Origin of the sequence: Paenibacillus maysiensis (assembly GCF_000520815.1) — a bacterium.
GTDB lineage: Bacteria > Bacillota > Bacilli > Paenibacillales > Paenibacillaceae > Paenibacillus > Paenibacillus maysiensis.
The window spans coordinates 37,830-53,206 of sequence record NZ_ASRY01000014.1 but is presented as its reverse complement, the minus strand read 5'-3'; the positions used below and the strand labels follow the sequence as shown (position 1 = coordinate 53,206).

The 15,377-nt window shown below is 49.4% G+C and carries 18 protein-coding genes; 16 read left to right on the top strand and 2 right to left on the bottom strand.

Annotated elements, in window-relative coordinates; genetic code table 11:
* A partial coding sequence (locus L696_RS0101245; RefSeq protein ID WP_025682029.1) for a metal-dependent hydrolase occupies positions 1 to 626 on the top strand: 626 nt, incomplete at its 5' end.
* Between the two features lie 98 nt (positions 627 to 724).
* Here L696_RS0101245 and L696_RS0101240 read toward each other — a convergent pair.
* A complete protein-coding gene (locus L696_RS0101240) occupies positions 725 to 1,804 on the bottom strand; it encodes a M42 family metallopeptidase (RefSeq protein ID WP_025682028.1) in 1,080 nt (359 codons plus the stop codon).
* Positions 1,805 to 1,989: 185 nt separating this feature from the next.
* On the opposite strand from L696_RS0101240, the gene spoVAC reads away from it, so the two are divergent.
* The 15 genes from spoVAC (at position 1,990) to L696_RS0101165 (ending at position 14,860) form a co-directional block, all read left to right on the top strand.
* A complete protein-coding gene (gene spoVAC / locus L696_RS0101235; RefSeq protein WP_025682027.1) occupies positions 1,990 to 2,496 on the top strand; it encodes a stage V sporulation protein AC in 507 nt (168 codons plus the stop codon).
* Positions 2,493 to 3,515 (top strand): stage V sporulation protein AD, encoded by a 1,023-nt coding sequence (spoVAD, locus tag L696_RS0101230; RefSeq protein WP_025682026.1) that lies wholly within the window; start codon positions 2,493 to 2,495, stop codon positions 3,513 to 3,515. The genes spoVAC and spoVAD overlap by 4 nt, the downstream gene beginning before the upstream one ends.
* Positions 3,512 to 3,868: a stage V sporulation protein AE gene (gene spoVAE, locus L696_RS0101225; RefSeq protein ID WP_025682025.1), complete on the top strand. Its 357-nt coding sequence runs from the start codon at positions 3,512 to 3,514 to the stop codon at positions 3,866 to 3,868. Before spoVAD ends, spoVAE begins: the two co-directional genes overlap by 4 nt.
* A gap of 213 nt (positions 3,869 to 4,081) precedes the next feature.
* Entirely contained in the window at positions 4,082 to 5,041 is a 960-nt protein-coding gene (locus tag L696_RS0101220; protein ID WP_025682024.1) for an AAA family ATPase, read from the top strand.
* Between the two features lie 3 nt (positions 5,042 to 5,044).
* On the top strand, positions 5,045 to 6,292 hold the full coding sequence (locus L696_RS0101215; RefSeq protein ID WP_025682023.1) for a DUF58 domain-containing protein: 1,248 nt from the start codon (positions 5,045 to 5,047) through the stop codon (positions 6,290 to 6,292).
* Complete coding sequence (locus L696_RS0101210) at positions 6,289 to 8,481, top strand: transglutaminase TgpA family protein (RefSeq protein ID WP_025682022.1); 2,193 nt, start codon at positions 6,289 to 6,291, stop codon at positions 8,479 to 8,481. The genes L696_RS0101215 and L696_RS0101210 overlap by 4 nt, the downstream gene beginning before the upstream one ends.
* 174 nt (positions 8,482 to 8,655) lie before the next feature.
* Positions 8,656 to 9,186, top strand: a complete 531-nt coding sequence (locus tag L696_RS0101205; RefSeq protein WP_025682021.1) for a YqeG family HAD IIIA-type phosphatase — start codon at positions 8,656 to 8,658, stop codon at positions 9,184 to 9,186.
* Entirely contained in the window at positions 9,179 to 10,306 is a 1,128-nt protein-coding gene (gene yqeH, locus L696_RS0101200; protein WP_025682020.1) for a ribosome biogenesis GTPase YqeH, read from the top strand. Before L696_RS0101205 ends, yqeH begins: the two co-directional genes overlap by 8 nt.
* 105 nt (positions 10,307 to 10,411) lie before the next feature.
* Positions 10,412 to 11,281 (top strand): shikimate dehydrogenase, encoded by an 870-nt coding sequence (aroE, locus tag L696_RS0101195; protein WP_025682019.1) that lies wholly within the window; start codon positions 10,412 to 10,414, stop codon positions 11,279 to 11,281.
* Positions 11,282 to 11,349: 68 nt separating this feature from the next.
* On the top strand, positions 11,350 to 11,646 hold the full coding sequence (yhbY, locus tag L696_RS0101190) for a ribosome assembly RNA-binding protein YhbY (RefSeq protein WP_014282548.1): 297 nt from the start codon (positions 11,350 to 11,352) through the stop codon (positions 11,644 to 11,646).
* Positions 11,647 to 11,664: 18 nt separating this feature from the next.
* Entirely contained in the window at positions 11,665 to 12,255 is a 591-nt protein-coding gene (gene nadD, locus L696_RS0101185; RefSeq protein ID WP_025682018.1) for a nicotinate-nucleotide adenylyltransferase, read from the top strand.
* Positions 12,239 to 12,835 carry a bis(5'-nucleosyl)-tetraphosphatase (symmetrical) YqeK gene (gene yqeK / locus L696_RS0101180; RefSeq protein ID WP_025682017.1) on the top strand — a complete coding sequence of 199 codons (597 nt, stop codon included), beginning with the start codon at positions 12,239 to 12,241 and terminating at the stop codon, positions 12,833 to 12,835. Before nadD ends, yqeK begins: the two co-directional genes overlap by 17 nt.
* Positions 12,832 to 13,179: a ribosome silencing factor gene (rsfS, locus tag L696_RS0101175; protein ID WP_025682016.1), complete on the top strand. Its 348-nt coding sequence runs from the start codon at positions 12,832 to 12,834 to the stop codon at positions 13,177 to 13,179. Before yqeK ends, rsfS begins: the two co-directional genes overlap by 4 nt.
* Positions 13,176 to 14,084, top strand: a complete 909-nt coding sequence (locus tag L696_RS0101170; protein WP_014282544.1) for a CvfB family protein — start codon at positions 13,176 to 13,178, stop codon at positions 14,082 to 14,084. The genes rsfS and L696_RS0101170 overlap by 4 nt, the downstream gene beginning before the upstream one ends.
* A 2-nt stretch (positions 14,085 to 14,086) precedes the next feature.
* The gene (locus L696_RS0101165) at positions 14,087 to 14,860 is read left to right on the top strand and encodes a class I SAM-dependent DNA methyltransferase (protein ID WP_025682015.1); all 774 of its coding nucleotides are present in this window, start codon (positions 14,087 to 14,089) and stop codon (positions 14,858 to 14,860) included.
* A gap of 86 nt (positions 14,861 to 14,946) precedes the next feature.
* On the opposite strand, the gene L696_RS0101160 is transcribed toward L696_RS0101165, so the two are convergent.
* Positions 14,947 to 15,333 (bottom strand): tautomerase family protein, encoded by a 387-nt coding sequence (locus tag L696_RS0101160; protein ID WP_025682014.1) that lies wholly within the window; start codon positions 15,331 to 15,333, stop codon positions 14,947 to 14,949.
* Positions 15,334 to 15,377: the final 44 nt, after the last annotated feature.

Here is a 15,377-nt window from a genome sequence, read left to right as displayed (position 1 = left end):
CTGCCGCTGTAGTCGGTTCACTGCTGCCGGATATTGACGAGCCTAACTCCATGCTCGTGAGTCGTGCGTTGCCTACCAAAATGCTCAGACTCGTACAGCTCCTGATGCTTGGGGCTGCGGGCTGGGTATTTTTAACCCGTCTGGCTCCGCCGCCATGGAATCTTGTTCTGGCTTTGCTGATGATCAGCGCTTCTTTTATGCCTTCACGGTCGATGCGAAAGGCCATTATCTTTTTAATTGGAATTGGCTTGGCCTGGTATGGAGAAGCCTATGCGCCGTGGAATTACATAGCCGGTTGTCTGTTGATTATCTGTACGCTTGTCCCGCACCGGGGATTGACGCATACGGTGTATGGAACAGTCGCATGGACTGCGTTGCTGTACGGTACAACCCGTCTGCATGGTGACAGCATATGGCTGGCTGGGGGCTTGGCGTATCTGCTGCATTTGTTGGCAGATTCCTTGACGAATAACGGGATCAAGCCTTTGCCACCGTTCAAATGGAAGCTGCGATTTAAGCTGATGAGTACCGGAACGCGCAAAGGGGCGCAGGTGGAGAACATCTGCATTGCCTTGACGGCTATACTTGTTATTATCGCCTTGCTTCATTATAAGCATTTGATATGAAGTGCTCCAATCGGTAACTCTATTCAACTAAAAAACAGTCAAAGCACGTTATCCGTGTTTTGACTGTTTTTAATAGATCCTAGTTCTCTGGAAAAAGCTTAAGCTCGTTCAATAATCGTATTCAGTGTCGTGCGATCCAGATTTTGCACCAGCTTGACGATCAGCTCTTTAGCTGCATCGTAATCATCGGTGTGAATAATGGACGAGGAAGTATGGATGTATCGTCCACAGATGCCTATGACGGTGGATGGCACGCCAATTCCGCTCAAGTGCACTTGGCCTGCATCGGTTCCCCCTGTGGAGATGAAGTATTGATACTTGATCTTGTGCGTCTCAGCCATGTCTTGCACGTATTCCACAATCCCGCGATGTGTAATCATACCTGGATCAAATACCCGCAGCAGCGCGCCTTTACCGAGATGTCCGTAAGCGTTCGGATCACCACCCATATCGTTGGCCGCACTGCAATCCAGTGCAAAGAAAACGTCCGGTTGAATCAGGTTGGCTGCCGTGCGTGCGCCGCGCAGTCCCACTTCCTCCTGAACGGTAGCCCCCGCATACAGCGTATTTGGCAGTTTGTCCTTTTCCTTATGTAACGCTTCAAGCAGCTCAATAGCCAGGCCTACACCATAGCGGTTATCCCACGCTTTAGCCATAATTTTTTTCGGATTTGCCAGTGGAGTAAAATCACAGATCGGCGCAATGGCCGTTCCCGGCACGATGCCCAGATCCTGTGCTTCCTGACGGCTGTCCACGCCGATATCCAGATACATATGCTTGATGTCCATAGGCTTGCTGCGTTGCGATTCATCCAGTAAATGGGGGGAGACAGAGCCGACGACACCGATAACTGGTCCATTCGGAGTCAGCACCTGAAGACGCTGTGACATGATGGCCTGACTCCACCAGCCTCCAACCGGCTGAAAACGAATCATGCCATTTTCCGAAATGCCGTTGACGATAAATCCGACTTCATCCAGATGCCCTGCCACCATGACACGCGGTCCGTTCTCTTCACCGCGCAGCACGCCGAAAAGGCTGCCCAAACGATCCTGTACGATTTCGTCCGTATAACCGGATATCCGCTCTTTAACCCATGCCCGCAGCTCTCGCTCATGCCCGGGAATAGAAGGAAACTCCGTTAAAGTTTTAAATAGCTCTAATGTTTTTGATTCCATGATGTTATATCTCACTCCTTATTAATTAACCAGTGGTCGTCATCCATCCAGTATGAATGGATTTGTACGGAATGTCCACGATATCATTTTCCTGACATAACATTTCTCCAAAAAGCTCATAATGGTAAAGGCCCAAGCAATTCGAACCGCCAAGCGCGAAACTTATAGATAAGGGGTGGTGAATGATGCCAGCTAAATCCGGGCAGCGCGGTTTTCGTACCAATACGTCGCCGCTGTCCATAAATGAGAAGGACTATCAGAGTATTTCACAAAAGCATGAACCTTCGAGAAAAGTATTTGCCAATTGTGTGCGCGCTTTTCTGGTTGGAGGCGTGATCTGTGTGATTGGACAGGCGATTCAGGAGGCTTTTATGGCAGGAATGCACATGTCAGCCAAGGAGGCAGCGCCGCCGACCTCATCCATGATGATCTTGCTGGCGGTCATATTAACCTGCATCGGGGTTTACGATAAGGTTGCCCAATGGGCGGGAGCGGGAACCGCTGTGCCAATTACAGGCTTTGCTAACTCAATGTGTTCGGCTGCGTTGGAATATCGTTCCGAGGGACTGGTGCTCGGTGTGGGCGCGAATATGTTCAAGCTGGCAGGCTCGGTTATCGTATTCGGGGTGGTGGCCGCATTTATCGTAGGCGTTATATACGCCATCCTTGGTGTGGGGGGCAATCACCTATGAGAAGGCAGGGAGGACAAACCTGGAAGTTTGAATCGAGACCGCGCATTATTGGCAGTGCCACCGTTGTTGGCCCGGATGAAGGAGAGGGGCCGTTGTCCACAGATTTTGATTATATTTATGACAATATGGAAATTAACGAGAAAACGTGGGAAAAAGCGGAACGTAGATTGATTGAGCATTCTACTGAGCTGGCGCTAATTAATGCCAATTTAAACAAAGAGGAAGTGCAATTTTTTATTAGTGGTGATTTGATGAATCAGATTATCAGCAGCTCCTTCTCGGCTAGCAAGCTGGGCATTCCCTATTTAGGTGTTTTTGGAGCCTGCTCAACATCAATGGAAAGCTTAGCCTTAGCCGCGCTTATTGTGGACTCAGAGGCGGGTGACTACGTGATGGCGGGTACGACCAGTCATAACTGTACGGTGGAAAAGCAGTTCCGTTACCCTACGGAATATGGGTCACAGAAGCCGCCCTCGGCTCAGTATACCGTTACGGGTTCCGGAGCCGCAATTGTGGGACATGCCAAGTCAGGTACGGTGGTGGATTGTGCTACCATTGGACGCGTGATGGATATGGGCATTAAAGACCCTTTTAATATGGGCGGAGCCATGGCTCCAGCGGCGGCGGATACCCTGTTGTCTCATTTTCGAGATACAGGCCGGGACCCTGGTTATTATGACCTCATTGTAACGGGGGATTTAGCCTCAGTGGGGCTGCCGATTGCCAAGGAGCTGCTCAAAAAAGATGGGTACGATATGAATCAGACGGAATTTAATGATTGCGGTTTACTGATTTACGACATCAATAAGCAAAAGAAAGTCATTGCAGGGGGAAGTGGTTGCGGATGCTCGGCTGTGGTAACTTATGGGCATCTGTTGAAGCGGATCGAAAAGGGAGAACTGCAAAAGGTACTAGTCGTGGCGACCGGAGCGTTATTATCTCCTTTGTCCACACAGCAGGGTGAAAGTATTCCCTGTGTTGCACATGCTGTAGCTTTCGAAGCGGGAGGAAAAGTATGATATATCTATGGGCTTTTTTAGTGGGTGGTGCCATTTGTGTCGTGGGCCAGTTGATGATGGATGCGTTTAAAATGACGCCAGCACATACGATGAGTACGTTGGTAGTTGCAGGCGCAATTGCTGATGCCGTTGGGATATACGATCCGCTTATTAAATTTGCAGGGGCGGGTGCAACCATTCCAATTACCAGTTTTGGTAACTCGCTCGTACACGGCGCATTAACCGAATTGGAGAAGGACGGATGGCTGGGTGTCATTACAGGGATCTTTAGTCTGACAAGTGCAGGAATTTCCTCGGCGATTATTTTCTCTTTTCTGGCATGCTTGTTTGTTCGTCCAAAAGGAAGCATATAAAAATGCATTATAGATTAAACTTACAATTAAACAAGCTTAAAAATCAACCCTTCGGATCTGTGTGACCGGAGGGCTTTTTATGTGCCTGTATACAAAATGTTACCAAACTGTAGTGCTGGCTCGAACATCTGGATAAGGACTCAAGTGTACTCTGTGCCCACCTTCATGTACAATAATAGGAAACATGTTGCTATCTAGGAGGTTTACAGAGCTATGCCCGTGCGTCAAGAATCTGTGCAGATTGTATCTGCAATCCGTTCTAATCTGGAATCATGTATATTAGGTAAATCCTTTGAAATAAAATTACTGCTAACGACTATGCTGGCGGGTGGGCACATTCTGATCGAGGACGTTCCGGGTACGGGAAAAACGCAAATGATCAAGGCTCTTGCCAAATCCATGCGCGGTGATTACCGCCGTGTTCAATGTAATCCTGATATTCTCCCCAGTGATATTACAGGGGTTTCCATATTTCATCCACGGGATGAGCGCTTTTATTTCCGTCCGGGTCCCGTGATGACCCATATTTTACTGGCAGACGAAATTAACCGGGCCACGACGAAAACCCAATCGGCTTTGCTGGAAGTGATGGAGGAGCGCAGTGTAACCGTGGATGGAGAAACGCATATGCTGCCTCATCCTTTTATGCTGTGTGCTACGCAAAATCCGATTGATTTTGAAGGGACTTATATGCTGCCGGAAGCGCAGCTTGATCGTTTTATGCTCAAAATCAGTCTAGGCTACCCTGATATGGAGACTGAGCGGAATATGCTGCTTCGTCATCAGAAGGGCCAGCCGGCAGATCGGCTGGAGGCGGTAGCCCATATGGAACAGATTGCTGCGATCCAGCAGGAAATCAGAGAAATGTATATGGACGAAGCAATTACGTCCTATTTACTTGATATCGTCCGTGCGACGAGAGAGCATCCTTCGGTACTGCTGGGAGCCAGCCCGCGGGCGGCGCTTGCTTTTGTAATGGCGGCCAAGGCGTACGCTTTTCTGGAAAATCGGGATTACGTTCTCCCTGATGATGTGAAAATATTGGCACCCTATGTGCTGGCGCATCGTTTGCTGTTACGTCCCGAGGCGCGTCTCGACAGCTCCAATGCCCAGTCTGTACTTCAGGCTGTTCTTCGGCAGGTGAATGTACCCGTACGAATGGAGCGTCCGTAGGGAATGAAGATGGTCAAAAGGAAGCGCAGGCTTCCCCGGCTGTCAGGCCGCATCTGGCTACTGATGGTCATATGGGTGGTATGTCTGCTATATCTGTTGTTTCAGGGTGGCAAGACGTCAGTCATGCTATTGTCCATGGTTACGCTGCTGGGTATTTATTTATGGATCGTCGGGCTGAGCGGGGTACGTCGTGTTCAGGGTTCAAGGCAGCTTTCGCAAGGCTCAGAGTTTGGGGAGCTACTGCATGCGGGAGATCAGGTGCATGTAAAGCTGAGCTTGAGCCTTCCCGGCTTTCTGCCGTTGCCGTATATCATTGTTCGCGAGGTGCTCAAGCGTCATACAGGTGAATCCTGGTCGTTTGAGGACAGTGTTATCCCCAGCATGAAAGGAAGCGGACAGCTTGCTTTTCAGACTCCTGCGTTGGAGCGGGGAAGCTATTATTTTACGGAAACCGAGTGTGTGAGCGAGGATATCTTCGGCCTGTTGGAGCATAAAGGCAGGTTAAACGCACCCGGTGAATTTCGGGTACTGCCCCGCACGGTATTTATTCCCTATTGGCAGTTGAATGACCGTCGCTCGCGGATGTCCGGGCCACAGACCGTCCAGACTCGAACACGGCGCGAAACGACGCAAATTAACGGAGTGCGGGACTATGTATATGGGGACCGTTTTTCACGTATCCATTGGAATGCGACCGCACGTACAGGCAGCTGGAAATCCAAGGAATTTGAGCATGAGACGGTTCCGAAAACGATGCTTGTACTGGACATACACACAAAACATTATGTAAATGCCGATCAGTTTGAGCTGGCCGTATCCTCCATTGCTTCATTGCTGGAATACGGCGGACGGGAACGGATGGGAGTAGGTCTTTGTACTGCAGGGGAAACGGGCACTGTTTTTCAGCCCAGTGAGCAGATGATGGAACGGCAACGGATGATGCATCATTTGGTAGACATACACACCACTTCCCAAGGCAGTCTTATGGCTGCTGTAGAAAGCGGTGTTCGGCAATTTCCACAAGGCTGCCATTTTGTGTTGATCAGTCCGTTGAAGGATCATCAGGCGTTGGAGCTTCTTCGCTGGGCCGATACCCGGGGGATGACCCCTTGCCATGTCTATATCGGAGAAGGCTCAAGCGAGGGACAGGCTGAAGAATGGATGAGCATGCTTCGTACAAGAGGCATTCAGGGTTATCATGTTCCGGGTCTTGAAGAGCTCCCAACAGTAATGGGGGGAGGGACGCTATGAAAAACTGGCTGCAATCGCTGAAGGGCTCTTGGGCTGTTGCCTTTACATTTTTATGGATTATTATTATTGCCATGCAGTGGGTATCCTTTGCTTCAGACCTATGGCTGAAAGAGACAAGAACGCTGGTATTGGCGACGGTTACGATGCTGGCTTTGGTGAAAATTTTGCTGCCGCTTCGACCTTGGATTGAATTTATCCTCAAGGCTGCGACGTTATTTTTTATTTTGTACCGGACGCTCGTGTCCTACTCGATCTTTATTCCTTTCGGGGGTTTTACAAACCGTCTGGATCAATTTATATCGAATATGTCTCCATATATCTGGTTTTCACTGATTGCTTGGCTAGTCATTGAGATGTTACCGCTCATCGTTACGACGAAGCAGCGCATTCTGGTGTTTGTAGGCATTAATATTGCCGTACTGGCAGTGCTTGATTCGTTCACGCCAACCGTGCTGTGGCAAGAAGTCGCATGGATGGTCTTTGCGGGTATGGGGTGGCTGGTGACTCAGCATCTGCAGTATTTTCGGCAGCACTATCCTCAAGGCTGGAAGCACATTCGCCGTTACCCGTATAAAATTGCAGCCAATATTGCGGTGATATTTGCTTTGATTATTATGGCTGGCGTGAATATGCCGGAGATAGGACCGACCTTAACTGACCCTTACACGGCATGGACCCAGCGAAATAGCTCATCCACCGTTGGTATTAACAATGGAACCGGGGCTGTGAATCAGCGGATGAGTACGGCATCAGGCTATAGTCGGCAGGACAATCGGCTGGGCGGGGGATTCAATTTTGACTATTCTCCGGTAATGACGATCACAACCAATCAGCGAAGCTACTGGCGGGGTGAGACGAAGCGAACGTATTCCGGCACAGGCTGGAGTGATGCAGGCAACGACGACCAGACGCTGAACGATGTGTCGATGACGGCAGAGCTGGAAAATACACAAGAAACACGGCATTCGACCGAGCAGGTCGTTCAGACCGTTACGATGCAAAACGATCAGAGCTATCCGGTTTTGTTCGGCGCCTATTCGGTACATCGTGTTCAATCGGTGGACAGAGACTCGCGGGCAGACGGGTTGCGTTGGAAGCCGGAACAGGCAGAACTGCTTTGGAACCCACCCTCCAGAAGAACGGCTTATCCGAAAACGTATACGCTGGTGTCACATGTGCCTGTGATCCCGGAAAAAGAGCTTCGCACAAAAACGTTTACTGAGCTGTATGGAAAGAACAAGCAGGAAGCGTATTTGCAAATCCCGAATGAGCTGCCGCAGCGAGTGCGTGATTTGGCTCAAAATGTAACGTCGTCGGCGAAGACGCCTTATGAAAAGGTCGGACTGCTTCAACAATATTTACAGCGAAATTATGCATATACGAACAATCCGGATCTTTCCCGCAAAAAAAGCAAGGATTTTGTGGATGCCTTTCTGTTTGAGATTCGGGAGGGCTATTGCGATTATTACTCCACTTCGCTGGTTATGATGGCTCGCTCCGTCGGTGTTCCGACGCGGTGGGTCAAAGGCTATGCTCCCGGTCAGCAGACATTTTCGGATGATGCAACGACAGGCGATGATAATGAAAATATGTCTTCCTACTCTATTACCAATGCGGATGCGCATTCCTGGGCAGAGGTATATCTGGGTGAATACGGCTGGGTTCCTGTAGAAGCCACACCGGGCTTTGATATGCCATTGCTTACGGAGCAGGAGGATTCGAAGACACCTGATGCTCCAAAGGTGAAAGATCAGCCTGAACCGGAACAGTCTGCGCAGACACCACAGCCCAATCTGGAGGAAGGCATGAAGATTCATCCGGTAATCATAGCAGCGGCAGTGGCTGTTATTGTACTGTGGGGCGCTTATATCGTATGGCGTAATCGGGCAGATATTCATTTTTATTTGCTGCGTCTGCGTAAAGGAAAGCCGTTGACCCCTGATGAAAAGGTGATCGTCGAAACTGAGCGCTGGCTACGGTATATGCGGAGTAAGGGGTTTGCTCGCACTAGTCACGATACGCTGAGGGAATCGGTCGGCAGATGGTCGGTTGAATCACCGGAACTTGCTTCAATTTTGAATCTGCTGCTGGAGCTGTTTGAACAAGCACGCTACAGTCCTTCCTCGGTAACTGCCGAGGATTGGCGCAAGGTCCGCCAACAAGCGGCCCTGTTGCATAAGAAAGGTTAGTCCAGACGACAAACTGAACGAAAAGGGCTAAACCATTTTTATTCGGCTCGAATGCTGCCGATTTATAATCTTCTTCATATGCTTTGTAAAAAGCTGTCCGTTTGTTGCGGATAGCTTTTTACTAACCCCTATTAATATGGTATAGTTTGTCGTATGAAACTGAGGTGACCGACGTTGTTTGAAATGCTGATGCCCAAATTACGGGTGAATACCGTCTTTGATATTGATCTTGAAGGCTTGTATGCTCAAGGATATCGCGGCATTATTACGGATTTGGATAATACGCTGGTTGGTGCAAAAGCGCCGAATGCGACTCCCGAGCTGGTGGCCTGGTTTGAGAAGGTCAAACAGGCGGGTTTTAAGCTTGTCATCGTGTCTAATAACAATATGGACCGTGTATCCGTGTTTGCTACGCCTTTGGACATTGAATTTATACATGCCGCACGGAAGCCCTCCAACTCGTCCTTTCGTAGAGCCATCCGTATGATGGGGCTTACTTCGGAAGAGACTATTATGGTCGGAGACCAAATGTTGACGGACGTATTGGGCGGTAACCGACTGGGATTGTACACGGTGTTGGTGCTACCGATATCCATTCATGATGAAGGAGTCATGACCCGATTTAATCGGCGGTTGGAGCGAATCGCGCTCACAAGGTTACGTAAGAAAGGCTTATGGCTTGAGGAGGATAAGAAGAATGACTGAAAGACCTGACGGCGGAACTGCTGTCAAATGTAGTGGCTGCGGTATCACGATGCAGACCACCAGCCCGGAGCTTCCGGGATATATTCTGGAAAAACTGCTTACACGAGAGCCTGTCATTTGCCAGCGCTGTTTCCGGATTAAAAACTATAATGAAACGTCTTCGGTAGCCGTGGATCAGGATGAGTTCCTGAAACTGCTTAGCCAGATTGGGGACAAGGACGCGCTCGTCATCCACATTGTGGATATTTTTGACTTTGAAGGTAGTCTGATTTCCGGCTTGCAACGTTTTGTAGGCTCTAATCCGGTTGTACTGGCTGTGAACAAGACGGATTTGTTGCCTAAGGTAACGAACTGGAACAAGGTCCTTAACTGGGTACAAAAACAGGCTAAGGAGCAAGGACTTCGTACGGCGGATATCGTTCTGTGCTCGGCCAAAAAAAATCAGGGCTTTGATCGTCTGCTGGATGTAGTATCCGAACTGCGCGGCAATCGGGATGTGTATGTGGTCGGTGCAACAAATGTTGGTAAATCCACGCTCATTAACCGTTTGATCCGTGATCATAGCGATATGGAGCAGGAGTTAACAACATCCCGCTACCCGGGAACGACGCTGGATATGGTGAATATTCCGCTTGACGACGGCAAGCATATTATTGATACACCGGGGATTGTGTATCCTTGGCGTTTCAGTGAAATCGTGTCCCGGCAGGATTTGGGCGCTATTATGCCGGACAAGCCGCTGAAACCAGCTGCTTATCAGTTAGACTCTGGACAAACGCTGTTTTTCGGTGGGATGGCACGGTTTGATTTTGTAGAGGGGCAACACCAATCGTTCACCTGCTACATCAATGGTGGCCTTAAAATTCATCGTACCAAGCTGGAGCGGGCGGATCAACTGTTCGAAGATCATGCCGGAGAACTGTTGTCACCGCCGACACGTGATCAGTTGGCAGATATGCCGGAATGGACAAGACATGAGTTCCGCGTTCCCCGTAAATCTCAATCGGATATTTATATCTCCGGTCTGGGATGGATCAGGGTCAATAGTGAGAACGGGGCTTTGGTAGCGGTTCATGCTCCTCGGGGAATCCGTGTCCTTTTACGGCCTTCGTTGATTTAACGGATGTTGAACCATGTGATAGGGCGGCGAGGAACAGATTCAGGTTCCTGCCGCCGTTCATGTATTTGTGCGGCCTAATATTTTGCAATATGGGGGAGAACGACGATGAGCAGCGGGGAGTCTGGAGTGACCGAACAAGGTCTTGTATTATTGGGCGTATTGGGTGATCCGATCAAGCACTCCAAATCGCCTCTCATGCATAAAGTAGCTTTAAAGGCAGCGGGGATAGAGGGAGATTTTGTTCCTCTTCACGTCAAGCCCGATCAACTGGAGGACGCCATGAAGGGGATTCGTGCTCTGCATTTCCGCGGGGTCAATGTGACGATTCCTCATAAAGTTGAAGTTATGAAATATTTGGATGAGATTGATGAAGGAGCCAGACTCATCGGCGCTGTCAACACGATTGTGAACGACAACGGACGTCTTAAGGGTTACAATACGGACGGGATCGGCTACGTGCGTTCCCTCAAAGAAGAAACTTCGGTCAAGCTGAAGGGCACAAGAATCGCGGTGATCGGAGCCGGAGGTGCTGCGAGAGGTGTGATTCATGCGTTACTGGAGGAACAGCCGGAATCGGTCATTATTCTGAATCGGACACGCGAAAAGGCCGAGCAGCTGGCACTAGAGTGGATGACGGAAGCGATCCCTGTGACGGGCTATTCTAACGATGAAGCGGAGAGCGTACTTGCATCGGTGGATGTGCTGATCAATACGACCTCGGTAGGAATGTCTCCTCTGTCCGACGAGCTTCCGCTAAAAACGAGTCTGATTCCAGAAGGAATCATTGTGAGTGATTTGATCTACAACCCGCTGGAAACGAGATTTTTGCGCGAAAGCCGTGAACAGCGCGGCTGCATCGTGCATGGAGGCTTGGGCATGTTCGTGTATCAGGGAGCGGTGGCTTTTGAGTATTTTATGGGCGTAGCCCCTGATGTGGAAGAAATGAGAGCGGCTGTGCTGAGAAGCCTGTCGTAAGTCGGATTTTACACTAAAATTATGGAATTGCCACATGGCATATGTGGTTATGAAGGAGTTAAGTATACATGTTAACAGGTAAACAAAAAAGGTATTTGCGCTCAATGGCGCATCATCTGGACCCGGTTTTTCAAGTAGGGAAAAACGGTACGAACGAGCATCTTATGCGTCACATTAACGATGCGATTGAAAAGCGCGAGCTGATGAAGGTGCAGATTTTGAACAACTGTCTGGATGACAAGCATGAAATTGCGGAAGAGCTGGCTACGGAAACAGGTTCCGAGCTTGTACAGCTCATCGGGAGCACGATTATTTTGTACAAGGAATCCCGTGATAACAAGCAAATCGAGTTGCCTAGAGGATAAGCACGCGGGGAGAAGACTATGAAAATCGGTATTATGGGCGGTACATTTGACCCGATTCATATTGGACATCTGCTGGCTGGAGAAGCGGCAAGGGATGCCTATGCGCTGGACCATGTATGGTTCATGCCTTCCCATATCCCTCCGCACAAGCATCAGGCGGGGGCGAGCGGCACGGAGCGGCTGGAGATGACGAGTGAAGCGGTGGCGGGCCATTCTGCTTTTGAAGTGTTGGATATTGAAGTGCTTCGCGGTGGGGTATCTTATACTATTGACACGATCAAAGAGCTTCAGGAGCTGCATCCTGCTGTGGATTTTTATTTTATCATCGGCGCGGATATGGTGAATTACTTACCTCATTGGCAGGGGATTGAGGAGCTGGCACAGCGAATTTGTTTTATCGGTGTCCGGCGTCCCGGTTTCCAGCTTTCGCTGAATGAACTGCCGCATTATTTGCAGAACAAGGTGCTGCTGGCGGATATGCCAGTGGTGGATATTTCTTCGACGGATATTCGGGAACGTGTTGCGGAAGGGCGCACCATTCGCTATCTTGTGCCTGATCGTGTGCATGACTACATTACAAGGGGCGGTTTGTATGAAGTACAGCCGTGAGCAATTGATGGAGGCTATATCCGGTCAAATGCCTGAAAAACGCTGGAAGCACACCCTGGGGGTCATGCATACCTCGGTGGAGCTTGCCAAGCGGTATGGTGCGGACCCGGATAAGGCCGAATTGGCGGCTATTTTGCATGATGTAGCGAAATATTGGCCCGTTCAGCAGATGGAGGAAGTAATTCGCAATCATCCCGAATGTGACCAGGAGCTTTTACAGCATGACAAGCAACTGTGGCATTCTGAGGTAGGATATTGCGTTGCCTCTAGAGACTACGGGGTGGAAGACCTTGAAATACGGAATGCCATTCGCTGGCACACCTCAGGGCGTGTGGGTATGAGTTTGCTGGACAAAGTCGTGTGTCTAGCTGATTACATCGAGCCGGGACGAGATTTCCCCGGGGTCGAGCATATCCGCAAGCAGGCGAAAAAAAGTTTGGAGCAGGGTCTTGTCGCTGGATTTGATTCCACGATTTCACTGCTGCTGGAGAAGAAAAAGGTTATTTTTCCGCTGACGGTACTGTCGCGAAATGATCTGATTCAACAACTTAAACAGAGAAAATCGGAGGTTCATGAATGACCATAACTAATGAGAAATTAATGCAAATTACGGTTGAGGCCGCTGAAGATAAGAAGGCCATGAATATTGTAGCCCTTGACTTGCGGGGCGTATCTCTTGTCGCGGATTATTTTGTAATCTGTCACGGTAATTCGGATACCCAGGTACAGGCGATTGTGACGGAAATTCGCAAACGTGCTCATGATGAAGGTACGACAATCAAAGGGATCGAAGGAATGGATTCCGGTCGCTGGGTTCTGATGGACTTGGGTGATGTCGTAGTGCATGTCTTCCATCGTGACGAGCGCGAATATTATAACATTGAAAGACTTTGGTCGGACGCTAAGGTTGTGGAGAAGGTATGAATCTGATTGCTGGTACTTATGTCACGATTATGGTAGATCGTGAGGTATCCCCCTTCGGCTACTTTCTCACAGTCGGTGATCAGGATGTACTGCTCCATTATACAGAATTGACACGTGAGATCGAGGTTGGAGAACGGCTGGAAGTATTTATTTTTCACGATACAGAGGACCGTTTGGCCGCTACTATGAAAAAACCGTTCCTGTCACTGGGCGAACTGGCAAAGCTACAGGTGGCGGATGTGCATCCGCGTCTGGGTTGTTTTCTGGAAATGGGATTGGGTCGTCAATTGCTGCTGCCGATTCGTGAGTTGCCTGAGAACCGGGATTTGCATCCTCAGGTGGGCGACTACGTGTATGCTATCATGGAGCATGATAAGCAGGGCAGACTGCGGGCGAAGCTGGCGGGTGAGCAGGAGCTGGCTCCGTTGTCCTTCCATGCACCTGATTCATGGCTAAATACATGGGTGCAGGCGACAGTGTATAAGCCGCTTCAGATGGGTACGTTCGTCCTGGTAGACGGAGGCGTGCTTGGTTTTGGCGCGATTGGCATGATCCACTCCTCGGAACGCAACCGGATGCTTCGTTTGGGTGAAGAGGTGAAGGTACGGGTCACACTGGTTCGTGAAGACGGTCGGGTGAATCTGGCGATGTCGCCACGCAAGGAAGTGGGCCGTGATGAGGATGCGGATCGGCTCATTGCCTTTCTGAAAGAGCGCCCGGGTGGCGGTATGCCTTATTCCGACGCAACGCCGCCGGATATTATTAAGCAACGGTTTGGTATCAGTAAATCCGCCTTCAAGCGTGCGATGGGCAAGCTGATGAAGGAAGGGCTGGTTACACAAAAGGAAAACTGGACCTACCTGGTGGAGAAAATGCCTGAACCGAAGGACGGGAATGGGGAATAAAAATGGCTTCTTACCGGAAGTTTGCCTATGTGTATGATGAGCTGATGCAGGACATGCCGTACCCGGACTGGCTGCGTTTTGCTCGGCAGGCCTGGGATCAGCATGGTATGCCGCATACGGTGGCAGAGCTGGGCTGTGGAACGGGCTCCATTACGATTCCACTGGTCAATTCGGGCTTCGAGGTGGCTGGCATCGATTTGTCTTCAGATATGCTGGCAGTAGCCCGCCGCAAAATGGAAACGACTACGCAAGGACAGCGTTTGTTCCGTGAGGGCAGCATCCGCTGGGTAGAGCAGGATATGCGGGAATGGAATTTACCGGAGCCTGTGGATTCTGTCATTTCTTTTTGCGATTGTCTGAATTATTTGCTGGAGGAAGAGGACATTGCTGCTACTTTTCGCAGAACGTATGCCGGCCTTAAGCCTGGCGGAACCTTTCTGTTCGATGTACATCATCCCCAGACGTTTGTGCGGTATGATGAGGAGCAGCCCTTTGTACTGGATGAGCGCTCCATTTCTTATATTTGGACTTGTGCGTTGGATGCTCCACGCTGTGAAATTGAGCATCATCTCAGCATTTTTGCGAGAGCAGAAAATGAAGGGCGCGATGTATACCAGCGTTTCGAGGAAATTCATGTGCAACGTGCCTATGACCCGGACTGGATGAGAATGGAATTGTCCAAAGCCGGTTTTCGCGATGTGAAAGTATATGCGGACTTTGAATGGGTAGAAGCAGTAGACGATGCGGCGAGATTATTTTATGTTGCTGTAAAATAGCGAAGCTTAATCAAGCGAATATGGGAAAAAGAAAGACGCTTTTCATGATGACATGAAGGGCGTCTTTTTACATAAGAGCTTCGAAATTATATGTTTACTTTATAGTTCAGTTGAAGTTCATCACCCGGTACACCGCGAATGCCCCAATTCTGTTTCGGTGTCTCAAATATAGTTATTTCAAGATCCTGCGGGGCAATGCCTAAATCGTTAATTCTTTGGAATAGCAGTTGGATAAGGTGCTTTTTAGCCTCTGTCGTTCTACCTTCAAACACACTAATTTCAATAATGGTATAAGCCTCCGAGCGATCGTGGGCAAATATGAAGTCTTCCTGATTCATCGGGAAAAAACGATGGAACCTTTTGTCGGGGGGATATTGGAACGCATCCACCACAGCGGAATGAATCACATCTGAAAGTTGCTCCTTAATCGGATTCAGGGCTTCTTTTATTCCGTAAATTTTAATTTGTGCCATATCTCAGCTCACCTTTCTCATCTCAACTCATCTCAATCTGGTTC